Here is a 25,711-nt window from a genome sequence, read left to right on the forward strand (position 1 = left end):
AAGATCGCGCTTGGATACGGGCGAGGATTGCTTTGACACCCCCCGCGCAACAGGTCAGTTTCATCTCAGAAAACAAACAGGGAGTAGACATGATGATGTCTCGGATTCTGAGTTCGGCGGCAGCCCTCGCGCTGACCACCGGCATGGCGACAGCGGAGTACACGCTGCACGTCATCCATATCAACGATCTGCACAGCCGGATCGAGCCGATCAACCGGTTCGACAGCACCTGCTCGGCCGAGGACGAGACCGAAGGCAAGTGCTTCGGCGGGGTCGGGCGCGTGGCCACCAAGATCAACGAACTGCGCGACCAGATCACCGCCGAGGGCGGCAATGTGATTGTGCTGGACGCGGGTGACCAGTTCCAGGGCTCGCTGATGTACACGACCTACAAGGGCACGGTTGAGGCCGAATTCATGGAGGCCATCGGCTTCGACGTCATGGCCGTGGGCAACCACGAGTTCGACGACGGCCCGATCAAGCTGGCGGAATTCGTGGACCTGGTGTCCTTCCCGGTGATTTCAGGCAATCTCGACCTCACGGGGGAGGACCTGCTGCGCGACAAGGTCGGCAATTCCGTCGTGCTGGAGGTCGGCGGCGAGCGGATCGGCATCGTCTCGGCGCTGGCGACCGACACGGTGGAGACCTCGTCGCCCGGGCCCAATGTGGTGTTCCAGAACGAGATCGAGGCCCTGGCGCAGGATGTGGCCGAGCTCGAAGCGGACGGTGTGACCAAGATCATCGCGTTGACCCATGTGGGCCTGCCCAAGGATCTCGCCATCGCCGAGGCCGTCGAGGGGATCGACGCGGTGGTGGGCGGGCATTCGCACACGCTCCTGAGCAACAGCGACGAGAAGGCCGCGGGCCCCTACCCGACCATGGTGGGCGACACCCCCGTGGTGCAGGCCTATGCCTACTCGAAATATGTCGGCCATCTGCAGCTGACCTTCGATGATGCGGGCAACGTGACCGCGGCCACGGGCGACACGATCCTGCTCGATGCGTCTGTGACGCCGGATGCCGGTATCGTCGCCCGGGTGGCCGAACTGGCCGGTCCGATCGAGGAGTTGAAGGCCCGCCCGGTGTCCGAGGCGGTTGAGCCGATCGAGGGCGACCGCTCCGTCTGCCGGGCGATGGAATGCCCGATGGGCAACCTCGTGGCAGACGCCATGCTGGCGCGCGTCGCCGATCAGGGCATTACCATCGCGTTCCAGAACGGCGGTGGCCTGCGCGCGTCCATCGACGCGGGCGAGATCACCATGGGCGAGGTTCTGACTGTGCTGCCGTTCCAGAACACGCTGTCCACCTTCGAAGCCACCGGTCAGGACCTGATCGACGCGCTGGAAAACGGTGTCAGCGCGGTCGAGGAAGGCGCCGGTCGCTTCCCGCAGGTTGCGGGCATGAAGTTCACCTGGGATCCGGCGGCGGAGCCGGGCGCCCGCGTCACCGAGGTCATGGTGGCCGAAGGCGACAGCTTCGTGCCGATCGATCCGGCAGCAACCTATGGCGTGGTGACCAACAACTATGTCCGCAACGGCGGCGACGGGTACGGGATGTTCGCAGGCGACGACAAGAACGCCTATGACTTCGGGCCGGACCTGGCAGATGTGACCGCGGCCTACCTGATGGAGAACGGCCCTTACCAGCCCTATACGGACGGACGTATCACCGCCCAGTGAGCGGCACTGTATACAAGCAAAAGGCGCCTTTCGGGGCGCCTTTTTTCGTGGTCCGGGCCTTAGCGCTTGGGCTTTTTCCACCGGGGCGTGGCGTCCGGGCCCTTGCTGGCGAAGGTCTTGCGCCGGCCGGGCTTGCCGCCAGGTTTCGCGCCCGGTTTGCCGGCCGGCTTCGCGGCGCCCTTGCCGCGTGCGCGCAGGGGCTTGCCATCGGGCCCGAGCCGCTGGGACGGGTCGCTCGCGGCGTTGGACCGGCGCGGGGCGACCTCCTCGACCGCGGCGGCTGCGTCCGGACGCGGGGGCTTGCGATCCTTGACGCGCGGTTTGCCCTTGTCGTCGCGCGGCCCACCCGCCTTGCCGCCCTTGGGGCTGTAGGGCGCGCGATCCTTGGGCCGGTCCCGGTCGGCGGATCTGGGCTTGGCCTTTGGCGGTTTCGGGCCGTCGGGTGTCGCGCCTTTCGACGCGGGCGGCTTGTCCTTGTGACGCGGCTTGCGCGCCGGGGGGGCGTCGTTGGCCTGGCTCGAGGCGGGCGCGGGGGCCGGTTCGGGGCGCGTGGCCTCGGGGGCCGGGCGCGGGGCGCGGGGTTTGCGTCCCGCCGCCGAAGGCCGGGTGCTGGACACCGGGCCGCGCCCCTCCCGGGGCTTGCGCGCGGGGCCGGAGCCATCCCGTTGCGACAGGTCGGGCGCCTCGGCGAGACGGCTGAGCACCGCGCCATCCTCCAGCGTGATCGAGGCCTCCGACCCCTGCAGGGTGTCGGGGACCGCGGCCTCCTTGATCTCGACGAAGGTCTCATCCTGCTGGATGCGGATCGCGCCGATCTCGTCACGGTCGAAACCGCCCACCCGGCAGAGCATCGGCAGGATCCAGCGCGGCTCCGCGCGGCTGGCGCGGCCCACCGACAGGGTGAACCACGCACTCGGCCCGAAGGGCACGCGCGGCGTGGGGGTCATGTCGCCCGCGCTAATTTCCTCGGGGGCGGAGCGTTGGGCGGATCCGGCGCGCAGGACGGCTGCGGCCAGCTGCTCCGGGCTGAACGCCTCCACCAGGCGCGCGACCATCTCGGCCTCGCCCTCGGCCACGGGGGTCTCCCAAGCGGGATCCTCCAGCAGGCGGGCGGCATCCTGGGCGCGGACATCCTCGGCGCTGGGCGGGCTGACCCAGTCGGGAGTGACCTTGGCCCATTTCAGCAGCCTCTCGGCCTTCTTGCGGAATTTCACCGGCACGATCACCGCGCTGACGCCCTTGCGCCCGGCCCGGCCCGTGCGGCCCGAGCGGTGCAACAGGGTGTCGGAACTGCTGGGCAGTTCCGCATGGACGACGAGTTCGAGATTGGGCAGGTCGATCCCGCGGGCGGCCACATCTGTGGCCACGCAGACCTGCGCGCGCCCGTCCCGCATCGCCTGCAGGGCATGGGTGCGCTCGGACTGGGTCAGCTCGCCCGAGAGCGCCACGACCTGGAACCCGCGGTTGGAGAACCGGGTGGTCAGCCGATTCACCATGGCGCGGGTGTTGCAGAACACGATGGCATTCGCCGCCTCATAGTAGCGCAACACGTTGATGATCGCGTTTTCCTCGTCGCGTGGCCCGACCACCATGGCGCGGTAGGCGATGTCCGCATGCTGCCGGGTCTCGGCACGGGTGCTGATCCGGCGCGCGTCCTTCTGGTAGAGCTGGGCGAGGCTGGCAATCGCGGGCGGCACCGTGGCGGAGAACATCAAGGTGCGCCGCTCCGACGGGGCTGCGCCGAGGATGAATTCCAGGTCCTCGCGGAAGCCCAGGTCCAGCATCTCGTCGGCTTCGTCCAGCACCACGGCGCGCACGGCGTCGAGGTCGATATTACCGCGCTCGATATGGTCGCGCAGACGACCAGGGGTGGCCACGACCACGTGGGCGCCGCGGCCCAGGGCGCGCCGCTCGTCCCTTGCATCCATGCCGCCGACGCAGGAGGTGATCTGGGCGCCCGCCGGGCCGTAGAGCCACTCAAGCTCCCGCCGGACCTGCATGGCCAACTCGCGCGTGGGCGCGATGACGAGGCCAAGGGGGGCCGCGGCGGGGCCGAACGCGGCCGCGTCGGCCAGCAGCGTAGGCGCGATGGCGAGCCCGAAGGCAACGGTCTTGCCCGACCCGGTCTGGGCCGAGACCAGCAGGTCGGCCTCCACCAGCGCCGGGTCGGAGACGGCAATCTGGACTGGCGTCAGGGTATCGTAGCCCTTGTCGGCCAGCGCCGCGGCAATGGGCGCGGGCAGGGGAGGCATCACGGGATCTTGGGGAGCATCGGTGGGCACGGCAGGCTTTCGGGTTTGACGGCGCCCCGGTCGCGGGACGCGCTCAACAAGCCGCCGGACTTAGGGGCTTTGGGCGCCTGCGTCCAGCCTGAACTGCGATGCGGCGCTGCGGCATAGCCGACCTGTCGCTCTGGTCCGGGGGCGCGCAGGGGGCTACACTGGACCGATGTGCGGACGTTTTTCCCTGACCCTGCCGACCGAGGCCATGGCGCAGCTTTTCGAGGCAGCGCCATCCAATGCCCTGCCAGACGGCCCTCGCTACAACATCTGTCCCACCAATGACGTGGCGGTGGTGACCTCGGATGCGGGCACGCGACATCTGCGCCCGATGCGCTGGGGGTTTCTGCCGCAGTGGTACAAGAGCCCGACCGACGGGCCGCTCCTGATCAACGCGCGGGCCGAGACCATCGCCGAGAAACCGGCCTTCCGCGCCGCCTGCCGCGCGCGGCGCGGTCTGATCCCGGCCACGGGGTTCTATGAATGGACCAAGACCGCGGAGGGCGCGCGCCTGCCATGGTACATTCACCCCAGGGACAACGCGCCCCTTGCCTTCGCGGCCATCTGGCAGGACTGGGAAGGCGCCGCGGCCCGGTTCACCACCTGTGCAATCGTGACCACCGCCGCCAATGCACCGATGTCGGCGCTGCACCACCGGATGCCGGTGATCCTCGGGTACGGGGACTGGCCGCTCTGGCTGGGGGAGGCAGGCAAGGGGGCGGCAAGGCTGATGCGGCCCGCACCCGAAGACCTTCTGGCCTTTCACCGGGTCGATGTGGCGGTGAATTCCAACCGGGCTGCCGGGCCGGACCTGATCGCGCCGCTTCCAGCCTGACGGGGATCCCCTGCCCGCGCGGGTCGGGCCGGGCGGCGCACGCAGCGGCGCAAGCCGGGGCGTGCAGCATGGAATGCGCCGCAGGCGCAACGCTTGGTTAACCTGCGCGACAGGCGCGACTTTTGGACCACCCGGAGGGTCAAAACCGGCCTTGCACGCCCGGCTTCAACCCCGATATACAAACTGAGACCCGCGGGTATAGCTTAATGGTAAAGCCCCTGCCTTCCAAGCAGGCTATGTCGGTTCGATTCCGTCTACCCGCTCCAATCCTTCGGAACCCATGGTGCGGGCGTGGGGCCGCCGCCGGGGGGACGCCAGAGTGTGAGAGCCGCTGCCCATGGCCCGACAATCCGCGCCCGCCGCGCCACAGACCGCTGAAGAAGAGCGCGCGAAGTCGAAGAATATCGGCGCGCTCAAGACGCTGTTTCCCTATATCGCCCCGTACAGGACCCTGCTGGTTTCCGCAGGCGTGGTCCTCGTTCTCACGGCGTTCTTGTCGCTGCTGCTGCCGATGGCGGTGCGCCGGGTGGTGGACGGGTTCGACGCGCGCGATACCGCCCTTCTGGACCAGTATTTCGGCGCGGCGATTGCGGTGGCAGCCCTACTCGCCCTCGGGACGGGCTTGCGCTACTACCTCGTGACGCGGCTGGGCGAGCGGGTCGTGGCCGACATCCGCAAGTCGGTGTTCGACCGGACCCTGGGCATGAGCCCGGCCTTCTTCGAGAAGATCATGACCGGCGAGGTGCTCAGCCGCCTGACCACGGACACGACGCTGATCCTGTCGGTGATCTCGTCCTCGGTGTCGATCGCGCTGCGCAACTTCCTGATCCTGATCGGCGGCATGATCCTGATGTTGCTGACTTCGGGCAAGTTGACGGGGCTGGTGCTACTCCTTGTGCCGCTGGTGCTGGTGCCGATCGTGGTTCTGGGGCGCAAGCTGCGCAAGCTCAGCCGGATCAACCAGGACTGGATCGCGGCCAGTTCGGGCAATGCCTCCGAGGCGCTGACATCAGTGCAGACCGTGCAGGCCTTCACCCATGTCCGCGAAAGCCGCGCCGAGTTCGACCGCATGACCGAGCTGTCCTTCGACAGCGCCAAGCAGCGGATCGGGGTGCGCGCGGCGATGACCGTGATCGTGATCTTCCTGATCTTCACGGGCATCGTCGGGGTGTTGTGGATGGGCGCGCGCGACGTGCGCGACGCGCTGATGACGCCGGGGGAGCTGGTGCAATTCGTGATCTATGCGATCATGGTGGCGGGCTCCGTCGGTGCGCTGTCCGAGATCTGGGGCGAGTTGCAGCGCGCGGCCGGCGCCACCGAGCGGCTGGTGGAGCTCCTGACCATGAAGGACACGGTGGAGGACCCCGAAAACCCCCGCCCGATGCCGGCCAACTGCGAGGGGCGCATCACCTTCGAGGATGTCAGCTTCACCTATCCCGCGAGGCCGGGGACCCCAGTTCTGGACGAGATCGCTTTCGATATCAGGCCGGGCGAGACCGTGGCGCTCGTGGGCCCGTCCGGTGCGGGCAAGTCGACCATCCTGCAACTGCTGCTGCGGTTCTTCGATCCCGACGAGGGCCGGATCAAGCTGGACGGGATCGACCTGCGCGACGCCAGGCGCGACGATTTCCGCCGCAAGATCGCCTTCGTGCCCCAGGACGCGGTGATCTTCGCCACCTCGGCGCGGGAGAATATCCGCTTCGGGCGGCCCGACGCCACCGATGCCGAGGTGGAGGCCGCGGCCAAGGCGGCGGCAGCGGACGAGTTTCTGTCCCGTCTGCCCGATGGCTACGAGACCTTCGTGGGCGAGCGGGGCGTGATGCTCTCCGGTGGGCAGAAACAGCGCATCGCGATTGCCCGCGCGATCCTGCGGGATGCGCCCGTGCTTCTGCTGGACGAGGCGACCTCGGCGCTCGACGCGGAATCCGAGCAGGCGGTGCAGCACGCGGTCGAGCAGCTATCCGAGGGGCGCACGACCCTGATCGTGGCACACCGGCTCGCGACGGTGAAAAAGGCCGACCGCATCCTGGTGTTCGAGCGGGGCCGGATCGTGGCCGAGGGCACCCATGATGCCCTGGTGGCCCAGGGCGGGCTTTATGCCCGTCTCGCCCGGCTGCAATTCACCGCCGGACTGGCGGCGGAGTAAGTCGCGGCCCCCCTGCCGACGCTGAATTTTCCGGATAGATCCCGTCAGATCGGCGCGCGCCATGCCGGGTGACGCCACGGCGCGCGCCTTCGGGACGTAACGTCCCTGCGCTTGCGCCATTGCAGGTTTTGCCGTTCTTTGGTGAGCAATGCCCGCCGTCTGGAGGGACGGCACACCAACTGGCATCGAGACATCATAGGGGGGAGAGCGCCATGGGGATCACCATCGCGACGCTGGCGGACAAGGCAGAGGTCGAGGCCGCGCATCCGTGGGAGGCCGCACAGCCGGCGCAGACGCTCTACGAGCTGCTGACACGGACCAGGAACGCCCATGGGGATCGGCGGGCGATGACCTTCACGCTGACCTCTGATCCGAAGGACGCGGGCGAGACGCTGACCTGGCGCGAGCTGCACGGCAAGGCGACCCAGGCGGCGAACTTGTTCCGCTCCCTCGGGATCGGCGAGAATGACGTGGTCGCCTACGTGCTGCCCAACGCCTCGGAGACGGTCTGGACCTATCTCGGCGGGTCGGTGGCCGGGATCGTGAACCCGATCAACCCGCTGCTGGAGCCGGACCAGATCGCATCGATCCTGAACGAGACCGGGGCCAAGGTCGTGGTCACGCTCAAGTCCTTCCTGAAGACCGACGTGGCCCAGAAAACCGCCGAAGCCGTGGCCATGGCGCCGGGGGTGACCCATGTGCTCGAGGTAGATCTCAAACGCTATCTCAGCCCGCCCAAGAGCTGGATCGCGGGTCTGCTGCGGCCGAAGAACCCGGTCAGGCATCACGCCAAGGTGCTGGATTTCAACGCCGAGCTGGCGCGGCAGAAATCCGACGGCCTGACCTTCCCCGACAGTTTCGAGGACCGCGTGGCCGCCTATTTCCACACCGGTGGCACCACGGGCATGCCCAAGGTCGCGCAGCACAAGTATTCCGGCATGATCTACAACGGCTGGCTCGGGGCGGAGTTGCTGTTTACCCACGAGGACACGCTGATCTGTCCGCTGCCGTTGTTTCATGTGTTTGCCTGCTACCCGGTGCTGATGTCGGTCATCACCTCCGGCGGGCATGTCGTCTTTCCGACGCCGCAGGGCTACCGCGGCGAGGGCGTATTCGACAACTTCTGGAAGCTGATCGAGCGGTGGGAGGTGACCTTCATGATCACCGTGCCCACGGCGCTGGCGGCACTGATGCAGCGCCCGGTGGATGGGGATGTCTCGACCCTGCGGATCGGGATTTCCGGCTCCGCGCCCTTGCCGATGGAGCTTTACAGCCGTTTCAAGGAGGCGACGGGCGTCAGCATCGCCGAGGGCTACGGTCTGACCGAGGCCACGTGCCTGGTGTCCTGCAACCCGATCGACGGGGTGCAGAAGGTGGGCTCCGTCGGGATCCCGCTGCCCCATACGGAGGTACGCATCCTGCATTGCGAGGATGACGGCACGATCAGCCATGAATGCGCGACCGACGAGATCGGCGAGATCTGCATCGCCAATCCCGGGGTGTACGAGGGTTCGACCTATACCGAGGTCGGCAAGAACCTGGGGCTCTATGCGGACCAGATTTACCTTCGGACCGGGGATTTGGGCCGGATCGACGAAGAAGGCTACCTGTGGATCACCGGCCGGGCCAAGGATCTCATCATCCGCTCGGGCCACAATATCGACCCCGCCGAGATCGAGGAGGCGCTGATGGCCCATCCCGCGGTCGCCATGGTCGGTGCGATCGGACAGCCGGATGCCTATGCCGGCGAGTTGCCCGCGGCCTATGTCGAACTGGTGGCCGGCGCGCAGACCACTGTCGAGGAGTTGATGGCATTCGCCAAGGAGCATGTGCACGAACGCGCGGCCCATCCCAAGCACCTGGAATTTCTCGACGAGTTGCCCAAGACCGCCGTGGGCAAGGTGTTCAAGCCCGATCTGCGTAAGCTCGCGATCAAGCGGGTCTATGACCGGGCGCTGGCAGAGGCGGAGCAAGCCGCCGAGGTGGCCGACGTGGTCGAGGACAAGAAGCGCGGGCTGGTGGCACGCCTGCGCAAGACCGGGGACGTGGACGGCGACGCGGTGGCGCGCATCTTGGGCAGCTACACCCGGCCCTGGGAGTGGATCGACTGAATTTTATGGAGCTTGCAAGGCTCCGTTAACATTTCGGTAAGGATTGCGCCGCACCCTCTTGGGAGAGATCTCCCGGAGGAAGATATGATCTACGCGATTCTCGGCACGGCATTCGGCGGACTTGGCGCGATTGTTTGTCTCTTCCTCGGGGCGCCGGTGCTCGTGGCGCTTTCGGTCTATATCGGAACGGGGCTGCTTTGCTGTCTGCTCGGGATCGCCCTTGCCGGGCTCTGCCTGTGGCGGAACCCGGATCAGGACGACGGACGCTTTCCGGAAGGGATGCAGTAGCGCGGCTTTGTCAGGGGGCGCTGCGCCGCTCAGACCGCGCCGACCGGTGCCACATCCACCGATTGGGCACTCGTGCCCTTGGCGGCGGTGCGCAAGACCCCCTTGATCGGCGAGACATCCGAATAATCGCGGCCATAGGCCACCACGATATGATCCGTCTGCACGGTGATATCGTTTGTCGGGTCGTACTCGACCCAGCCCAGTTCCGAGCCGCACCAGGCGCTGACCCAGGCATGCATCGCGTCCGCGCCTTCCAGCCGGGGCTGACCCGGCGGGGGCAGGGTCCGCAGGAAGCCGCTGACATAGCGTGCGGGGATCGCCAGGCTGCGCAGGGCCGCGATGAAGATATGACTGTAATCCTGGCAGACGCCGTGGCGGTTGACGAAGGCGTCGATCATCGGCGTGTCCACCGTGGTCGCTGTCGCATCGAAAGTCATCTCGGCATGGAGCGCGTGGCCCAGCGCCTGCATCTGCGCCAGCACCCCCCCCGTGACCGGCGCGGTGATGTCGGCCGCAAAGGCCGCGATCTCGGACCGGGCCGGCACCCGCGGCGAGGGGCCGAGGAAGTGATGCGGGGCCTGCCCGTCGAGATGGCGAACCTCGGCGATTTCCTGTGCGAGCCGGTTCCGGTCGGGGGAGATGTCGAGCTGCGGCTCGCGCGTCAGGCAGCGCACACGCGCCTGCATGGTGATCCGCATCTTGTCATGGGGCGCGTCGTGGTAGAACACCGTCGCCCGGTTGCCGAAGAAATCCACGAAAGCGTTCCGCGTGTCCGCCACGGGGTCGCAGGTCAGCAGGCTGGTCTGCACGATCTGTCGTCCGGGCAGGGCCGCGGGCATCACCCGGTTCAGGTGCCGCGCGCCGCCCGCCCGGCCCGCATAGGTGTGATCGAGCTTCAGCCGGATGTCATAGAGCATCGCCCGCCCTCATGTCAGGTACGTGGCCGCGAGCAGGTCCGAAAGGGTCCAGATCTGCCGCTGCAGGGTGCGCAGCCGGTCCGGGGTGAGCGTGTCGGGCACCTGCACGGCGAGGTCCGTATGCACCTGCAAGGCCGCGCGGGCCACCGGCGACAGGCCCGGGCTGCGCCGGGTCTGGGGCAGGGCGTCGATATGGCTCTTGAGCCGCCCCAGGTGATAGCCGACCGCGCGGGGATTGTCGGGGTCGAGGGCAAGGATCTGGCGCAGACTGTCGGGGCTCACCGACCTGAGGAACCGCGCCCGGTGGGCCATGGTGCTGTCGCCCAGCTCCAGCGCAAGATCCAGCGCTCCGTCCGGCGCATCGGGGTCCAGCACCCGGGCGAGGATGGCGCACATGGTGCTGGCCCGCTCCACTGACATGCCAGCACTCATGAACCGCCAGCCCGCCGAGCGGTACATGTTCTCGTGCACCAGCCCGGAAAACCCGGTCAGCTTGCGTAGCAGGATGCCCACCGCCGCCGCCGCCTCTTCGACCGCGATGGGGTTTGCGCGCAGCTTCCGGCTCGCCTTCAGCAGGTCCTTCAGTGCCAGCATCCCGTCCACCGAGACCTGGTCGCGGATGCGCGCAGCACAGTCGACCGCGGCTTCCAGCGCGGACTGGAACCCTTCGGACAAGGCCACCGGGTCGCGGCCCGTGCTGTTCAGAAACGCGCGCAGGATGAAATCGGGCAGGTCCGCGTCGGGTTCGACCCCGGCGCTGATCAATCCGTAATAGGCGCGGTAGGCCCGCATCGCCCCTTCGGCTCGCTCGATATAGCGCCCAAGCCAGAAGAGGTTGTCCGCCGCCCGGCTGGGCAGGCTGTAGGCGGAATTCAGCCCCCCCGGATCGCCGCTCGGGGCGGGCATGAGGCTGGGTCTGGGCACCGGACTGTCGCTGACCACCCAGACATCCGACACCGACCCGCCCGCCTGCATGGCGATGGCCGATGCGTTGTTGCGTGAGGCGACCCGGGCATAGCCGCCCGGCATCACCCGCCAACCCGTCGCGGTGCGCGCGAGGAAGATGCGCAGGGACATCGGGCGCGGGGCCAGTTTGCCATCCTTCCAGACAGGGGTCGTGGAGAGCGTCACGATCTCCTGGCCCACAAGGTCGCCGCCCCGATCCTCCAGCAGCTTCGCCACCCGGGCGCTGCCCTCGGCGCTGTAATCCTCCGGCGCGCTGGTCCCGCCGGGGTCGTCATAGGGCAGGCGGGTGGCGTAGGCCGAGCTGATCATCATCTTGTCGCGGTGGGCCAGCACATGGGCGCGTTCGGCCGCCTGGCCGCACCACCAGGTCGCGATGTTGGGCAGCGCCAGGGGTGCCCCGGTCAGCGCGCGGGATATCTTCGGCAGAAAGGCCAGCATCGCGCGGGTTTCCAGCACCCCGGCCCCAAGCGCGTTCACGCAGGACACGCCGCCCCGGCGCACCACGTCGACAAAGCCCGCCGTGCCCAGTGTCGAGGCCTCGTTCAGCTCCAGCGGATCGCAGAACTCCGCATCCAGCCGACGCCACAGCACCGAGATCGGGCGCAACCCGTTGACCGAGCGCACCTTCAGCTGCCCCTGGTCCACGGTCAGGTCTTCGCCTTCCACCAGCAGCATCCCGAGATAGCGCGCAAGGTAAGCGTGCTCGAAATAGACATCGTTCATCTGCCCCGGCGTGAGCAGGGCCAGAGGTTCGTCGCGGTCCTGCCGCTGGCCCACGAGCGTGTCGCGGAACGCCTGGAAGAACCCGGCGAGCCTGTGGACATTGGCGCGGGCATAGAAGTTCGGGAAGGTCCGGCTGGTCGCGATGCGGTTTTCCAGGGCGAAACCCGCGCCGGAGGGGGCGTCCGTCCGGTCGCCCAGCACCCACCACTGGCCCGAGGGCGCGCGCCCGACCTCGAAGGCGATGAAGTTCAAAAAATGGCCCGAGGCCGGTTTGACCCCCACCATGGGGCGCAGCCAGGCGGGGTTCTGGGCGATTAGCTCCGCAGGCAGGTGTCCCTCGGCCAGCAGCCGGTTCTCGCCATAAAGATCGGCGACCACCTGTTCCAGCAGGTCCGCACGCGCGATCAGCCCCGCGGCGATCTCGGTCCATTCCTCCTGCGACAGCAGGACGGGGATCGGGCTGAGGGGCCAGTCGCGCTCGCTCGCAGCCTCCGCGCCGTATTTGCGATAATAGACCCCGGCATCGCGCAGATACTGCGTGCCCCGGTCGAACCGCATGGCCACCCCTTCGGCATCGATCCGGCCCAGGTGTTCCAGGAACGGGCGCCAGACAGGGCGGATGGCGCCCGTCGCATCGAAGAGCTCATCGGCCACGCCCGGTTGCGGGACATAGCTGCCCAAGAGGCCCCCGAAGGGGCCGGGATCACCCGCGGGCGCAGTCAGGGGATCGGGCATGGGCCATGTCAGACATTCGGGGGCCGTCTCAGGTCCAGTGTCATCGGGAATTCCGGGTGCGGGGTTTCCGCAAGCGGCGTGTGGTCGCCTGCAGTATGACCGTGCGCTTCGAACCGGGCAAGGCGGCGGGCCTCGGCCTCGTTGCCGTTGACCGGAAAGGTGTCGTAATTGCGCCCGCCCGGATGGGCCACGTGGTAGCGGCAGCCGCCCAGGGCCCGCCCGGTCCAGCTGTCGAAGATGTCGAAGGTCAGCGGGGCCTGCACGGGCAGGGTCGGATGCAGGCTCTCGGCCGGTTGCCACGCCTTGTAGCGGACCGCCGCCACCCGGGTTTCGGGGCAGGCGGTCGGGCGCAGGGGCACGCGGCGGCCATTGGCGGTCACGGTGTAGCGCGCGGGGTCCGCCCCGGTCAGCTTGACCTGCAAGCGCTCCACCGAACTGTCGGTGTAGCGCACCGTGCCGCCGATCGCCCCCGTCTCGCCCAGCACATGCCACGGCTCCAGCGCCTGGCGCAGCTCCAGCGTCATGCCCTCGTACGTGACCTCGCCGCAAAACGGGAAGCGGAACTCCGACTGGGCGGTGAACCAGGCCGGGTCCACGGGCAGGCCGTGCGCGGCCAGATCGCGGCAGACCTCGGTGAAATCCTCCCACAGGAAATGGGGCAGCATGAACCGGTCATGGAGCTGCGTGCCCCAGCGGGTCAGCGGCCCCGACAGCGGCGCCTCCCAGAACCGGGCGATAAGGGCGCGGATCAACACCTGCTGGGCCAGCGACATACGCGGGTTGGGCGGCATCTCGAAGCCGCGGAACTCCACGAGGCCCAGTCGCCCCGTGGGGCCGTCGGGGGAATAGAGCTTGTCGATGCAGATCTCGGACCGGTGCGTGTTGCCCGTCACGTCGATCAGCGCGTTGCGCAAGAGCCGGTCCACCAGCCAGGGCGTCGGGGCCGCGCCCTTGTCCGGATCGGGGATGTTGGCGAGCGCGATTTCCAACTCGTAAAGGCTGTCATGCCGGGCCTCGTCGATGCGCGGCGCCTGGCTCGTGGGGCCCACGAAAACGCCGGAGAACAGGTAAGAGAGGCTCGGATGCCGGTTCCAGTGCAGGATCAGCGAGCGCAGCAGGTCCGGGCGCCGCAGGAAGGGGCTGTCCTCGGGGGTGGCCCCGCCGACGACCACATGGTTGCCGCCGCCGGTGCCGGTATGGCGCCCGTCGATCATGAACTTGTCCGCGCCAAGCCGGGCTTGCCGCGCCTCTTCATAGACCGCTTCGGTGATCGCGACGCAGTCGTCCCAGCTGTGCGCGGGATGGACGTTCACCTCGATCACGCCCGGGTCCGGGGCCACGCGGATCACGTTGAGGCGGCTGTCGCCCGGCGGCGCGTAACCTTCGATATGGACGGGCGTGCCCTGGGCGGTGGCGGCGGCTTCGGTCGCGGCGAGCAACTCGAGGTAATCCGCCGCCGACTCCACCGGCGGCAGGAAGACGCAGAGCTTGCCCTCGCGCGGCTCGACGCTGATCGCGGTGCGCACCGGGCCGCCGATCTCGGTCAGGTACTGCGCGGTCTGGGTCTCGCCGCCTTCGGAGGCTGTGCTGCTGGCAGGGGCGCGTTCGCGCCGGTCGCGCAGACGCTCGGCTTCGCGCGCCACGAGGTCGGGCTCGGGCAGGGGGGCCTGCTCCGCAAACGGGTCGGCCGGATAGGTGTAGGGGTAGCTGGCCGCCGGCACATGCGGCAGGGAGCCCAGGGGCAGCCGGTAGCCCACGGGGCTGTCGCCCGGGGTCAGGAACAGCTTGCCACGCCGGAGCGACCAGCGCTCCGAGCGCCAGCCCGCGCCCGCCTTCGCCTGCCAGCGCTGCACCGGCAGGACGTAGCCCGACGGCTCGGTCAGGCCGCGCTCGAACACCCGCGCGATGCGGTGGCGCTCTTCGGGGTCTTTCAGCTTGGAATTCTCGGGGCTCACGTTCTCGGGCAGCTGCGCCTCGCGCACCAGCCACTCGGCCGGGTCCTCATAGGCGGGGGTCACGTTGTCCTCGGGCACGCCAAGGGCTGCCGCGATGCCCGACAGCAGGGATTCGGCCGCCTCCGGGCCGGGGGTGGCGTCGGTCTTCTCCCGCGCGATCAGGTCCGCATTGGTCCAGAGCGGCTTGCCGTCCCCGCGCCAGTAGAGCGAGAAGGTCCAGCGCGGCAGGGTCTCCCCCGGATACCACTTGCCCTGCCCGTAATGCAGAAACCCGCCCGGCGCAAAGCGGTCGCGCAACCGCCGGATCAGCGTATCGGCCAGCGCCCGCTTGGTCGGGCCCACGGCAGCGGTGTTCCATTCCGCGCTCTCGAAATCGTCGATCGACACGAAGGTCGGCTCGCCCCCCATGGTCAGCCGCACGTCGCCGGCATCGAGCTTGGCGTCGACCTTGCGGCCCAGATCGTTCAGAGCCTCCCACGCGGTATCGGAAAACGGCTTGGTGATGCGCGGATGCTCGGCGGTGCGCGTGACCTGCATGTCGAAGTTGAACTCGACATTGGCGGCACTGGCCACGCCGGCAATCGGGGCGGCGTTGCGGTAATGGGGGGTGGCGGCCAGCGGGATGTGGCTCTCGCCCGCCAGAAGCCCGCTGGTGGGGTCGAGCCCGATCCACCCCGCGCCGGGCAGGTACACCTCGGCCCAGGCATGCAGGTCGGTAAAATCGTGATCCGTCCCCGACGGGCCGTCCAGCGCCTCGAGATCCGGTTTCAACTGGATCAGGTAGCCCGAACAGAACCGCGCCGCGAAGCCCAGGTGCCGCAGGATCTGGATCAGCAGCCAGGAGCTGTCCCGGCACGACCCCTTGCCCACGGTCAGGGTCTCTTCAGCGGTCTGCACCCCCGGCTCCATCCGGATGACATAGCCGATATCCCGCGCGATCCGCGCGTTCAGCCCGACGAGGAAATCCACCGTCCGCGACGTGTCCCGCGGCAGCGCGTCGAGATAGGCCCGCAGGCGCGGCCCCGCCGCCTCGGGCGCCTTGTAGATGCTCAGATCCGCGGCGAGATCCTCGGGATAGGCAAAGGGCCATTCCTCGGCGGTGTCCTCCACGAAGAAGTCGAACGGGTTGTAGACCGACATGTCCGCGACCAGGTCGACCTCGATCTTCAGCTCCCGCACCGGCTCCGGGAAGACGAAGCGCGCCATCCAGTTGCCATAGGGGTCCTGCTGGTGGTTCACGAAATGCCCCTCGGGCGACACCTTCAGCGCGTGGGAGATCACCCGGGTCCGGCTGTGCGGCGCCGGGCGCAGGCGGATGATCTGCGGCCCGAGTGTCACGGGGCGATCGTACTTGTAATGGGTCAGGTGATAGATGCTGGCCGTGATGGACATGGACTGCCGCCTTCCGGGAAATGGCCTCTGTTGGTTCGTCCTAGACCACCCGGTCGGTTTTGCAAGGGCCGGATGGTCGGGGCGAAGCCGCCGGTCCGAGGTGCTGGGGGCGGGCAGGGGCGATGGGGGCGCGCCCTTGCGGGTTGGACCGATGCGGCGCTGCTCCGGGCGCGCGGCCCGTGTGGCGACCTCGATATCCTCTGGTCAGAGCGCGGGCAGTTTGGCCGGGACCGGTTTGATCCCGGGGCGCGGCCCCTACACGCCCAGCCAGCGGTTGGTTTGCTCGGCCCCAAGCGCGTCGATCGAACCGGACCAGACCGTCCTGCCCCGGGCGAGGATGACCGCCGTATCGGCCACCTGCCGCAACTCCCGCAGGGACTTGTCCACCAGGATCAGGCTCAGCCCGCCTTCCGCGCGCAGCCGCGCGATGGCCGCCCAGATCTCCTGCCGGACCACCGGGGCCAGCCCCTCGGTGGCCTCGTCCAGCACCAGAAGCCGCGGGTTCGTCATCAGCGCCCGCCCGATCGCCAGCATCTGCTGCTCGCCCCCCGAGAGCGACCGCGCCACCTGGTCCCGGCGCTCGGCCAGCCGCGGGAAAAGCGCGCCCACCCGCGCCATGTCCCACGGCCCCGGACGTGCCGCGGCCAACAGGTTCTCCGCCACGGTCAGCGGCGCGAAACACCGACGCCCCTCGGGCACCAGCCCGACCCCGAGCCGCGCGATCCGGTGCGCGGGCCGCCCGGTGATCTCCACCCCCGCCAGGCGCACGCGGCCGCCGGTCGGCGGCAGCAGTCCGCACAGGGTCTTGAGCGTCGTGCTCTTGCCCATGCCGTTGCGCCCCATCAGGGCCAGCGCCCCGCCCTCTTTCAGGGTCAGGTCCACCCCGAACAGCGCCTGGGATGCGCCATAGGCGGCGGTCACGCCCTCGATCTGCACCAGCGGGCTCACGGCCCCTCCTCGCCCAGATAGGCGACGCGCACATCGCGGTTGCGGCGGATCTCCTCCGGCGCGCCGGTGGCGATCACCTCCCCCGCGACCAGCACGGTGATCCGGTCTGCCAGGGCAAAGACCGCGTCCATGTCATGCTCTACCAGCAGGATCGGCGCCTCGGCCCGCAGCCCATCGAGCAGCCCGGTCATCGCCGCCGTCCCCTCCAGGCCCAGCCCGGCCATGGGCTCGTCCATCACGAACAGCCTCGGCGCGAGTGTCAGCGCCACGGCGACCTCCAGTTGCCGCCGCTGTCCGTGGGACAGTTCCGCCGTGACCGCGCCCGCATGTTCGGCCAGCCCGACGCGCTGCAAGGCCGCCTCGGCCACCGCGCGCAGGGCAGCGTCCTTGAGGATCGGCCGCCAGAGCGACAGCCGCGCGCCCGTCGCCCCCTGCGCGCCCAGAACCGCGTTCTCCAGCACCGTGTGACCCATCGCCAGCTGCGAGATCTGAAACGTCCGCGCTAGGCCGAGCCGCGCCCGCGCCGGGGTGGGCAGGCCGGTGATGTCCCGCCCTTCCAGGCTCACCGTGCCCGCATCGGGCCGCAGCGCCCCGGTGATCTGCGCGATCAGGGTGGATTTGCCCGCCCCGTTCGGCCCGATCAGCGCGTGGATCTCGCCGGGGCGCAGATCGAGGCTGACCGCCCGGCTCGCCTCCAGCGCGCCGAACCGCTTGGTCACCCGGTCAAGGGCGAGGATCGGCGCGCTCACGCCCGCCCCCGCAGCAGCGTGCCCACCAGCCCGCCCTTGGCGAAGAGCACAACGCCCAGCAGAAGCGCCCCGAGATAGATCAGCCAGTACTCGCTCAGCCCGCCCAGCCAATGCTCCAGCAGGATGAAGAGCGCGGCGCCCGCCACCGGCCCGAAGAGCCGCGCGACCCCGCCGAGGATCACGAAGACCATGATCTCGCCCGAGGTGTGCCAGCTGAACATGGCGGGGCTGACGAACCGGTTGAGATCGGCGAAGAGCGCGCCCGCCAACCCCGTGATCGCGCCGGAGATGGTGAAAGCGATGAGCCGCAACCGAAAGGGCGAGAAGCCCAGCGTCTCCGCCCGCGCCGGGGCCTGCCGCGCGGTGGACAGCGCCAGACCGAAGGGCGACGCGGTGATCCGCGCGCAGACAAACAGCGCCAGCAGCAGCAGCCCGTAGCACAGCAGGAAGAACTGGATCGGGTCGAGCGTGTTCAGCCCCGGAAAGCCGTTGCGCACATAGATCGACAGCCCGTCCTCGCCGCCATAGGCGGGCCAGGAAATGGCGAAGTAGTAGAACATCTGGCCGAAGGCGAGGGTGATCATGATGAAATAGACCCCCGTGGTGCGCAGGGACAGCGCGCCCACGGCCAGCGCGGCCAGCGCGCTCAGGGCCATTGCGGTCAGCCATATCACCGGCATCGACTTCGTGCCCTCGATCACGAAGGGCGCCTCCATCAGCGGATCGAAGGTCTGCGCGTGGTGGGCGAGAATGCCCATCGCATACCCCCCGATCCCGAAAAACAGGGCATGCCCGAGGCTCACCATCCCCCCCAACCCCAGCGCCAGGTTCAGCCCGACACCGGCCAGCGCCAGGATCGCCACCCGGGTCGCCAGCGTGATCGTGAACGGCTCGTCCGCCACCCAGGCCCAGAGCGGCACGGCCAGCAGGCCGAGCGCGATTGCGAAGTTGATCCAAGTCTCCCGGCCCATGTCAGCTCTGCCCGAACAGGCCGCTGGGCCGGAAGATCAGCACCCCGGCCATCAGGATGTAGATCGCCATGGAGGCCAGCGCCGAGCCCACCGCCGTGGCCATGGACGGCTCCAGCACCGTGCCGAACGCCACGGGCAGGAGCGTGCGCCCCAGCGTGTCGGTCAGCCCCAGCAGGAGCGCGCCGACAAAGGCCCCCTTGATCGACCCGATCCCGCCGATCACGATCACCACGAAGGCCAGGATCAGCACCGGCTCGCCCATGCCGACCTGCACCGACTGGAGCGCGCCCACCAGCGCCCCCGCCAGCCCCGCAAGGGCCGCGCCAAGGGCAAAGACCAGCGTGTAGAGCCGGTCGATATCCACGCCCAGGGCCGCGATCATCTCCCGATCCGCCTCGCCCGCCCGGATCTGCACGCCGATCCGGGTCTTGGCGATCAGCCAGAACAGGGCCGCGGCAATCGCCAGCCCGATCCCGATGATCGCCAGCCGGTAGGCCGGGTATTCGATCCCGAAGGGCAGGGTGACCGGGCCGGAAAGCGCCGCGGGCACCTCCAGGAACAGCGGAAAGGACCCGAAGATCCAGCGCGTGCCCTCCGAGAAGATCAGGATCAGCGCGAAGGTCGCAAGCACCTGGTCGAGATGGTCGCGGGCATAGAGCCGCCGGATGATCGTCACCTCGATCAGCGCGCCCGCGGCGGCGGCCGCCGCCAGCGCGGCGGCGAGGCCCAGCACGAAGGAGCCCGTCGCCCCGGCCACGGCGGCGGCGGCAAACGCGCCGACCATGTAGAGCGAGCCATGGGCGAGGTTGATCAACCCCATGACGCCGAAGACCAGCGTCAGCCCGGCCGCCATCAGAAACAGCATCACGCCGAATTGCAGCCCGTTCAGGACCTGCTCGATCAGGAGGATCGCACTCATCTGCCTGCCTGTGTCTTCACCGCCCTGGACCCGTCGCGCCGGGGCGAACCCCGCGCGACCAAGGCTCTTGCAAGAGCCTTGTCAAGCGCCTTGCAAGGCGCTTGGTCGCCCCGGCTCACCCGGTCTGCCTACATCCGGCACTCGTCCGCATAGGCGTCGCCGCGGTCCTCCAGCGCCACGCCCAGGGTCTTGTTGGTGAACACGTCCCCCTCCTGGATCACCTCGCGCACGTAGATGTCCTGGATCGGATGGTTGTTCGGCCCGAACCGGAAATCCCCGCGGGTGGAGGCGAAATCGGCCTCCTTCAGCGCCGCGCGAAAGGCCTCGGTGTCCGACACGTCCGCCTTGGCCATCGCACTCAGCAGCAGGTTGGCAGTGTCGAACCCCTGGCTGGCATAGAGCGAGGGCAGCCGCCCGTACTCCGCCTGGAAGCTCTCGACAAAGGCCACGTTCGCCGGGTTGTCGAGATCCTTGTTCCACTGGCTGGTGTTCTTCACCCCCAGCGCGGCCTCGCCCACCGCCTGCAGGATCCCCTGGTCGAAGCTGAAGGCCGGGCCCACCACCGGCAGGTCCACACCGGAAGCTGCGTATTGCTTGAGGAAGGAAATCCCCATGCCCCCGGGCAGGAAGAAGAACACCGAGTCCGCCCCCGACGCCCGGATCTGTGCGATCTCGGCGGCATAATCGGTCTGGCCCAGCTTGGTGTAGAACTCTCCCGCCAGCGCGCCTTCATAGAACCGCTTGTACCCGGTCAGCGCATCCTGCCCCGCTGGGTAGTTTGGCGCGAGGATATAGGTGTTCTTGAACCCGGCCTCGTTGGCATAAGCGCCCGCGGCCTCATGCAGGTTGTCGTTCTGCCAGGCCACGTTGAAATAGTTCGGGTGGCACCCGCGCCCGGCCAGCGCCGAAGGCCCCGCATTGGGCGACAGGTAGAACTTGCCCTGCGCGGTCGCCGCCGGGATCACCGCCATGGCGAGGTTGGAAAAGATGATGCCTGTCAACACATCGACCTTCTCGGACTGGATCATCTTGTCGGCCAGCTGCACCGCGATGTCCGGCTTGCGCTGGTCGTCCTCGATCACCACCTCCAGGTCCGGGTTGCCCGCCTGCTTGACCGCCAGCATGAAGCCGTCTCGCACATCGATGCCCAGCCCCGCGCCCCCGCCCGACAGCGTCGTGATCATCCCGACCTTGACCGGGTCGGCCCAGCCCGCGCCCGCGGTCGTCGCGGCCAGCAGGGCCGCCATCAGGGTGGTTTTCAGCTTCATTTGGTCTCTCCCCTATCGGTGTCCGGCGTTTCTCAGAACGCCTTGAAGGTCAGTGTTGTCAGCGTCCGCTCGATCCCGTCGATATCGAGCAGGTTCTCGTTGATGAACCGCCCCACATCCGCGCCTTCGGGGATATAGAGCTTCATCAGCAGGTCGTATTCGCCGCTGGTGGAATAGAGCTCCGAGTGGATCTCGCGCAGGGTGATGTCGTCGGCCACCCGGTAGGCGGTTCCCGGACGGCAGCGGATCTGGACAAAAACGCAGGTCATGGCAGACGCCTCCCTTTTGGCGAACCGAACCCGTTTTTGGCCCGAAAGACCAGACTTCATGCATGGGATTTCGGGAATTTTCGTCGCCTTTCGCGCAAAATCGCGGCTTTGATGCCGGGATTGTGCACGAGCCCGCGCGATCGAGACTATCCTCGACAGTCCCAAGGGGTCACACTACCTGCTTGTCAACGCACACGGAGACAGGGAGGTCTCGATGGTCAGCTTCACGCTCAATGGCGCGCCAACCACGGTCGATGTCGAACAGGACATGCCGCTGCTGTGGCTGCTGCGCGACGAACTCAACCTCACGGGGACGAAATTCGGCTGCGGGGTCGCGTCCTGCGGGGCCTGCACCGTGCATGTGGACGGGGTCGCCATGCGGTCCTGCCAGATGGCGGTGGGCGATCTCGAAGGCGCCTCCGTGACCACGATCGAAGGCGTCGACAGCAAGGCCGCCGCCGCGGTGCAGGCCGCCTGGATCGAAGCCCAGGTGCCCCAATGCGGCTACTGCCAGTCGGGCCAGATCATGTCCGCCGCCGCCCTGCTGGTCGAGACACCCAAACCCACGGACGCGGATATCGACCTCGCCATGGACGGCAATCTGTGCCGCTGCGCCACCTATGCCCGGATCCGCAAGGCAATCCACCAGGCCGCCGAAATCATGGAGGCCTGAGATGCTGCATTACCTCGACACCGCCCTCGCCGCGCCCAGGCCGTCGCGCCGCGCCTTCCTGAAACTCTCTGCCGGCGCGGTCGGCGGGCTGCTGCTTGGCGGTGCGCTGCCGCGTGCGGCCCAGGCCATGGGCGATGACGCCCTTGCGCAGCCTTTCGTGCATATCACGCCCGACAATGTGGTCACCGTGCTGGTCAAGCATCAGGACATGGGGCAGGGGGCCGCGACTGGCCTCGCCACCCTCGTGGCCGAGGAGCTGGACGCCAGCCCGGACCAGATCGCGGTGGAATTCGCGCCCTCCAACCCGCAGGTCTATGCCAACTCCCTGTTCGGGGTGCAGGGCACCGGCGGGTCCACCGCCATGCGCAATTCCTTCACCCAGTACCGCGAGGCCGGGGCCTCGGCCCGCGCCATGCTTGTGGCCGCGGCGGCGCAAGCCTGGGGCGTCGCCCCAGAGGCCGTGACCGTTGCGGACGGCACGCTGTCGAGTGGCGCGAACTCCGCCAGCTTCGGCGACATGGCCAGTGCCGCCGCCGCGCAGCCGGTGCCGGAGGCGGTGACGCTAAAGCGCGCCGACCAGTGGCGCCTGATCGGCAAGGACATGGCCCGGGTGGAAATCCCCGCCAAGACGCGCGGCTCGGTGGGCCTCTTTGGGATGGATGCCAAGCCCGAGGGCGCGCTGATCGCCGTGACCGCCCGGCCGCCGCGCTTCGGCGCCACCGTGGCTTCGGTCGATGCCGAGGCGGCGCGGGCCATGCCGGGCGTGCAGGCGGTGCTGACCATCCCGCAAGGGGTGGTGGTGGTGGCCGACAACACCTGGCGCGCCATGCAGGCCCGCGACGCGCTGGAGATCGAATGGGATATGTCGGGGGCCGAAACCCGAGGCACCGAAGAGATCACCGCCGAGTTCGAGGCGCTGCTGGACCAGCCCGGTCTCCCGGCCGTCGCCCGCGGCGATGCGGCGGGCAAGCTCGCGGGCGCCGCGCAGGTGGTCGAGGCGCGCTATCACTTCCCCTATCTCGCCCACGCGCCGATGGAGCCGCTCAACATGACCGTGCTCTTCGATGGTGAACGGGCGACGCTTTGGGGTGGCAGCCAGATCCAGACCATCGACCACAACGTCGCCGCCGGGGTGCTCGGCATCCCCTTCGAAAACGTGGCGATCAACACCATGTGGGGGGGCGGCTCCTTCGGGCGGCGCGCCACCGCGGACGGCCACCTGGTGGCCGAGGCCGCGACGATTGCGGCCGCCTGGCTGGGCGAGACCGGCAGGCCCGCGCCGATCAAGCTGGTCTATACTCGCGAGGACGACATCAAGGGCGGCTATTACCGGCCTCTGACGCTTCACAAGGTCCGCGCCGGGGTGGATGCCGAGGGCAATATCGCGGGGTGGGCTCATCGCGTGGTCGGCCAGGGCATCATGATCGGCACCCCCTTCGAGGAGTTCCTCGTCAAGGACGGGGTGGATCATTCCTCGGTCGAGGGGGCGGCGGATACCACCTACAGCCTGCCGGACATGGCGATGGACGTGCATCACCCGTCCGCCGGGGTGCCGGTGCTGTGGTGGCGGGCCGTGGGCCATACCCACACCGCCTATGTGATGGAGACGATGATGGACGCACTGGCCGAGGCCGCGGGCCGCGATCCGGTGGAATTCCGGCTCGCCCATCTCGGGGACGACCCGCGCCTGGCGGGTGTGCTGCGGCTGGCCGCCGAGAAGGGGGGCTGGGACAGCCCCGCGCCCGAAGGCATCCACCGCGGCGTCGCGGTCCACAAGAGCTTCGAGAGCTACGTGGCCGAGGTGGCTGAGGTGCGGATCCGCGAGGACGGCACCGTGAAAGTCGAGAAGGTGACCTGTGCGGTGGATTGCGGCGTAGCGATCAACCCCGACAACATCGTGGCGCAGATCGAGGGCGGGCTGGCCTACGGCCTCTCGGGGATCCTGCGCGAGGAGATCACCATGACCGACGGGGCGGTGGACCAGTCCAACTACCCCGATTACGCGGCGCTGCGGATCGCCGACATGCCCCGGGTCGAGGTCCATATCGTGCCTTCCACCGAAGGGCCCAGCGGTGTGGGCGAGCCGGGCACGCCGCCCATCGGCCCCGCCGTGGCCAACGCGGTCGCCCGCGCCACGGGCCAGCGGATCACGGTCCTGCCGTTTTCCAAACACGGGCTTGCCTGAGCCCCGCCCGGCACGATCTCGCGCGCGGGGTCGCGCCGGGCCCAAGCGCCTTGAAAGGCGCTTAAGCCGCTTGCAAGCGGCTTGCCCCGCGGCGAAGTGGATTGATCTTCGGCCCGGCGCACGGCAGCGTGGCGGGCATGACAGCTTCCCCCTCCGCCCCCGCGGTCTGGCTTCACGGCGCCGGGCTTTCCTCGCAGACCTGGGACGGCAAGGCGCAGGGGCTCTGCCTCGACCTGCCGGGCCATAACGGCCGCCCGCGCGTCGCCACGCCCACCATCGCGGGCTACGCCGCGGCCCTTGCGCCCGCGCTCCCGGCCCGTTTCGCCCTGGTCGGTCATTCCCTGGGCGGCATGATCGCCCTGCACCTGGCCGCCACCATGCCCGACCGCGTCACCCGCCTCGTCTTCGCCGAGAGCGCCTACACCATGCAGGCCCGCTGGATCGACCGGAAGGGCGCCAAATTCGCCAGCTGGCTCACCGCCAAGCTCGGCCCGCGCGGCACCGCCAAGCTCGCCGCCATGGGTGAGAAGGGCGCGGCCAAACAGGCCTACCTGACGGAGATGAGCGTGATGGACCCGGGCGGGCTCAACGACGCGATGCAGGCCGCCCATGGCTTCGACGGGCGCGACCTGGTCGACCGGGTGCGCTGCCCGACACTGATCGTGACCGGGCGGGGCAACCCGCGCACCCACCCGCAATCCCTCGACCTCGCCCGCCGGCTCCCCCATGCCACCCACCGGATGCTGGAGGGCGGGCACATGCTGCACAAGGACGCGCCGGGCCCGTTCTATGACCTGATCCATGCCTTTCTCGCGCCGGAGCCCGCCCCATGACACGCCTGCCGCAAGCCGCCCCGCCCACAGCGCACCCCACACCGCCCAGGGCCCCGGTGCCCGAAGGGGCCTGCGACGCCCATGTCCACATGGTCGCCGACGACATGCCGCTCTGGGATGGGCGGGTGGAGGATCCGGCCCCCGGCACGCTCGCCCAATGGACCGCGCGGCTCGAAACCCACCTGGACGCGCTGGGCATGGCCCGCGTCGTCATCGTCCATTCCATCCTCCATGGCGGCGACAACCGGGTGACCACCGCCGCCGTCGCCGCCCTCGGGGACCGCGCCCGGGGCATCGGGCTGGTGCGCGACGGGGCCTCCGATGCGGAACTTGCCGCCCTGGCGCAGGCGGGGGTGGTGGGCGTTCGGCTGAACTACGTCCATGGCGGCATCCTCAGCTGGGCAGGCGTGCGTGAAATGGCACCGCGCCTGGCCGCCCACGGGATGCATGTGCAGATGCTGATGAACGCCCACCGCCACATGGCCGAGTTGGCCGCGGATGTCCGCACCCTGCCGGTGCCCGTGGTCTTCGACCATATCGGCTGGCCCGACCTGGCCGCCGGTCCCGACGAGCCCGGCTTTGCCGCCCTGCGCGCGCTGGTGGCCGACGGGGCGGCCCATGTGAAGCTCTCGGCGCCCTACCGGCTCTGCGACGCGCCCTACGACCGGGCCGCCGAGGCGATCGCGGCGCTGGTCGCGGCCAATCCCGACCGCTGCCTCTGGGGCAGCGACTGGCCCCACCTGATGCTTGCCGAGGCCCAGCCGCCCGACGCGGGCGCCCTGCTCAACGCGTTCTTCGACGCGGTCCCGTCCGAGGACGCCCGCCGCCGCATCCTGGTGGACACACCGGCGGCGCTCTACGGGTTCTGAG

19 protein-coding genes and 1 tRNA gene are annotated in these 25,711 nt (G+C 68.9%); 10 read left to right on the forward strand and 10 right to left on the reverse strand.

The window, feature by feature from the left end; all coding sequences use genetic code 11:
* Positions 1–92 precede the first annotated feature (92 nt).
* On the forward strand, positions 93–1,679 hold the full coding sequence (locus DSHI_RS04345; RefSeq protein WP_044028361.1) for a bifunctional metallophosphatase/5'-nucleotidase: 1,587 nt from the start codon (positions 93–95) through the stop codon (positions 1,677–1,679).
* 59 nt (positions 1,680–1,738) lie between these two features.
* Here the strand turns inward: DSHI_RS04345 and DSHI_RS04350 are convergent, their stop codons facing one another.
* On the reverse strand, positions 1,739–3,931 hold the full coding sequence (locus DSHI_RS04350) for a DEAD/DEAH box helicase (RefSeq protein WP_012177528.1): 2,193 nt from the start codon (positions 3,929–3,931) through the stop codon (positions 1,739–1,741).
* A 196-nt stretch (positions 3,932–4,127) separates the two neighbouring features.
* Here DSHI_RS04350 and DSHI_RS04355 point away from each other — a divergent pair, with 196 nt between their 5' ends.
* From DSHI_RS04355 to DSHI_RS04375, 5 genes are all read left to right on the forward strand, one after another.
* Complete coding sequence (locus DSHI_RS04355; RefSeq protein WP_012177529.1) at positions 4,128–4,793, forward strand: SOS response-associated peptidase; 666 nt, start codon at positions 4,128–4,130, stop codon at positions 4,791–4,793.
* 192 nt (positions 4,794–4,985) lie between these two features.
* Positions 4,986–5,059 (forward strand) — tRNA-Gly (locus DSHI_RS04360).
* Positions 5,060–5,130: 71 nt separating this feature from the next.
* On the forward strand, positions 5,131–6,939 hold the full coding sequence (locus DSHI_RS04365) for an ABC transporter transmembrane domain-containing protein (protein WP_012177530.1): 1,809 nt from the start codon (positions 5,131–5,133) through the stop codon (positions 6,937–6,939).
* Positions 6,940–7,151: 212 nt separating this feature from the next.
* Entirely contained in the window at positions 7,152–9,050 is a 1,899-nt protein-coding gene (locus DSHI_RS04370; protein ID WP_012177531.1) for an acyl-CoA synthetase, read from the forward strand.
* 84 nt (positions 9,051–9,134) lie between these two features.
* Positions 9,135–9,338, forward strand: coding sequence for a hypothetical protein (locus DSHI_RS04375; protein ID WP_012177532.1), 204 nt, complete (start codon positions 9,135–9,137; stop codon positions 9,336–9,338).
* Between the two features lie 29 nt (positions 9,339–9,367).
* Here the strand turns inward: DSHI_RS04375 and DSHI_RS04380 are convergent, their stop codons facing one another.
* The 9 genes from DSHI_RS04380 to DSHI_RS04420 all read right to left on the reverse strand — a co-directional run bounded on the left by DSHI_RS04380 (position 9,368) and on the right by DSHI_RS04420 (position 21,150).
* The gene (locus DSHI_RS04380) at positions 9,368–10,255 is read right to left on the reverse strand and encodes a transglutaminase family protein (RefSeq protein WP_012177533.1); all 888 of its coding nucleotides are present in this window, start codon (positions 10,253–10,255) and stop codon (positions 9,368–9,370) included.
* A 9-nt stretch (positions 10,256–10,264) separates the two neighbouring features.
* Positions 10,265–12,679, reverse strand: a complete 2,415-nt coding sequence (locus DSHI_RS04385; protein WP_012177534.1) for a circularly permuted type 2 ATP-grasp protein — start codon at positions 12,677–12,679, stop codon at positions 10,265–10,267.
* 8 nt (positions 12,680–12,687) lie between these two features.
* Positions 12,688–16,026, reverse strand: a complete 3,339-nt coding sequence (locus DSHI_RS04390; RefSeq protein WP_012177535.1) for a transglutaminase family protein — start codon at positions 16,024–16,026, stop codon at positions 12,688–12,690.
* Positions 16,027–16,281: 255 nt separating this feature from the next.
* Positions 16,282–16,974 carry an ABC transporter ATP-binding protein gene (locus tag DSHI_RS04395; protein WP_012177536.1) on the reverse strand — a complete coding sequence of 231 codons (693 nt, stop codon included), beginning with the start codon at positions 16,972–16,974 and terminating at the stop codon, positions 16,282–16,284.
* Positions 16,971–17,723 carry an ABC transporter ATP-binding protein gene (locus DSHI_RS04400; protein ID WP_012177537.1) on the reverse strand — a complete coding sequence of 251 codons (753 nt, stop codon included), beginning with the start codon at positions 17,721–17,723 and terminating at the stop codon, positions 16,971–16,973. The genes DSHI_RS04395 and DSHI_RS04400 overlap by 4 nt, the downstream gene beginning before the upstream one ends.
* Complete coding sequence (locus tag DSHI_RS04405; RefSeq protein ID WP_012177538.1) at positions 17,720–18,694, reverse strand: branched-chain amino acid ABC transporter permease; 975 nt, start codon at positions 18,692–18,694, stop codon at positions 17,720–17,722. The genes DSHI_RS04400 and DSHI_RS04405 overlap by 4 nt, the downstream gene beginning before the upstream one ends.
* 1 nt (position 18,695) lies before the next feature.
* On the reverse strand, positions 18,696–19,613 hold the full coding sequence (locus DSHI_RS04410) for a branched-chain amino acid ABC transporter permease (protein ID WP_012177539.1): 918 nt from the start codon (positions 19,611–19,613) through the stop codon (positions 18,696–18,698).
* A 128-nt stretch (positions 19,614–19,741) separates the two neighbouring features.
* Positions 19,742–20,881 (reverse strand): ABC transporter substrate-binding protein, encoded by a 1,140-nt coding sequence (locus DSHI_RS04415; protein ID WP_012177540.1) that lies wholly within the window; start codon positions 20,879–20,881, stop codon positions 19,742–19,744.
* A 32-nt stretch (positions 20,882–20,913) separates the two neighbouring features.
* Positions 20,914–21,150, reverse strand: a complete 237-nt coding sequence (locus DSHI_RS04420) for an Lrp/AsnC ligand binding domain-containing protein (RefSeq protein WP_012177541.1) — start codon at positions 21,148–21,150, stop codon at positions 20,914–20,916.
* Between the two features lie 214 nt (positions 21,151–21,364).
* Between DSHI_RS04420 and DSHI_RS04425 the strand changes: the two genes are divergently transcribed.
* The 4 genes from DSHI_RS04425 (at position 21,365) to DSHI_RS04440 (ending at position 25,710) form a co-directional block, all read left to right on the forward strand.
* Positions 21,365–21,823: a (2Fe-2S)-binding protein gene (locus DSHI_RS04425; RefSeq protein WP_012177542.1), complete on the forward strand. Its 459-nt coding sequence runs from the start codon at positions 21,365–21,367 to the stop codon at positions 21,821–21,823.
* A 1-nt stretch (position 21,824) separates the two neighbouring features.
* Positions 21,825–24,008, forward strand: coding sequence for a xanthine dehydrogenase family protein molybdopterin-binding subunit (locus DSHI_RS04430; RefSeq protein ID WP_012177543.1), 2,184 nt, complete (start codon positions 21,825–21,827; stop codon positions 24,006–24,008).
* A 137-nt stretch (positions 24,009–24,145) separates the two neighbouring features.
* Positions 24,146–24,841 (forward strand): alpha/beta fold hydrolase, encoded by a 696-nt coding sequence (locus DSHI_RS04435; protein WP_012177544.1) that lies wholly within the window; start codon positions 24,146–24,148, stop codon positions 24,839–24,841.
* Entirely contained in the window at positions 24,838–25,710 is an 873-nt protein-coding gene (locus tag DSHI_RS04440) for an amidohydrolase family protein (RefSeq protein WP_012177545.1), read from the forward strand. The genes DSHI_RS04435 and DSHI_RS04440 overlap by 4 nt, the downstream gene beginning before the upstream one ends.
* Position 25,711: the final 1 nt, after the last annotated feature.

Origin of the sequence: Dinoroseobacter shibae DFL 12 = DSM 16493 (assembly GCF_000018145.1) — a bacterium.
GTDB classification, from domain to species: Bacteria; Pseudomonadota; Alphaproteobacteria; order Rhodobacterales; family Rhodobacteraceae; genus Dinoroseobacter; species Dinoroseobacter shibae.

Excerpts from the sequence above, each read along its gene's own strand:
- DSHI_RS04345 (WP_044028361.1), top strand. The coding sequence starts at position 93 with ATGATGTCTCGGATTCTGAGTTCGGCGGCAGCCCTCGCGCTGACCACC.
- DSHI_RS04350 (WP_012177528.1), bottom strand. The coding sequence starts at position 3,931 with ATGCCTCCCCTGCCCGCGCCCATTGCCGCGGCGCTGGCCGACAAGGGC.
- DSHI_RS04355 (WP_012177529.1), top strand. The coding sequence starts at position 4,128 with ATGTGCGGACGTTTTTCCCTGACCCTGCCGACCGAGGCCATGGCGCAG.
- DSHI_RS04365 (WP_012177530.1), top strand. The coding sequence starts at position 5,131 with ATGGCCCGACAATCCGCGCCCGCCGCGCCACAGACCGCTGAAGAAGAG.
- DSHI_RS04370 (WP_012177531.1), top strand. The coding sequence starts at position 7,152 with ATGGGGATCACCATCGCGACGCTGGCGGACAAGGCAGAGGTCGAGGCC.
- DSHI_RS04375 (WP_012177532.1), top strand. The coding sequence starts at position 9,135 with ATGATCTACGCGATTCTCGGCACGGCATTCGGCGGACTTGGCGCGATT.
- DSHI_RS04380 (WP_012177533.1), bottom strand. The coding sequence starts at position 10,255 with ATGCTCTATGACATCCGGCTGAAGCTCGATCACACCTATGCGGGCCGG.
- DSHI_RS04385 (WP_012177534.1), bottom strand. The coding sequence starts at position 12,679 with ATGCCCGATCCCCTGACTGCGCCCGCGGGTGATCCCGGCCCCTTCGGG.
- DSHI_RS04390 (WP_012177535.1), bottom strand. The coding sequence starts at position 16,026 with ATGTCCATCACGGCCAGCATCTATCACCTGACCCATTACAAGTACGAT.
- DSHI_RS04405 (WP_012177538.1), bottom strand. The coding sequence starts at position 18,694 with ATGGGCCGGGAGACTTGGATCAACTTCGCAATCGCGCTCGGCCTGCTG.
- DSHI_RS04410 (WP_012177539.1), bottom strand. The coding sequence starts at position 19,613 with ATGAGTGCGATCCTCCTGATCGAGCAGGTCCTGAACGGGCTGCAATTC.
- DSHI_RS04415 (WP_012177540.1), bottom strand. The coding sequence starts at position 20,881 with ATGAAGCTGAAAACCACCCTGATGGCGGCCCTGCTGGCCGCGACGACC.
- DSHI_RS04420 (WP_012177541.1), bottom strand. The coding sequence starts at position 21,150 with ATGACCTGCGTTTTTGTCCAGATCCGCTGCCGTCCGGGAACCGCCTAC.
- DSHI_RS04425 (WP_012177542.1), top strand. The coding sequence starts at position 21,365 with ATGGTCAGCTTCACGCTCAATGGCGCGCCAACCACGGTCGATGTCGAA.
- DSHI_RS04430 (WP_012177543.1), top strand. The coding sequence starts at position 21,825 with ATGCTGCATTACCTCGACACCGCCCTCGCCGCGCCCAGGCCGTCGCGC.
- DSHI_RS04435 (WP_012177544.1), top strand. The coding sequence starts at position 24,146 with ATGACAGCTTCCCCCTCCGCCCCCGCGGTCTGGCTTCACGGCGCCGGG.
- DSHI_RS04440 (WP_012177545.1), top strand. The coding sequence starts at position 24,838 with ATGACACGCCTGCCGCAAGCCGCCCCGCCCACAGCGCACCCCACACCG.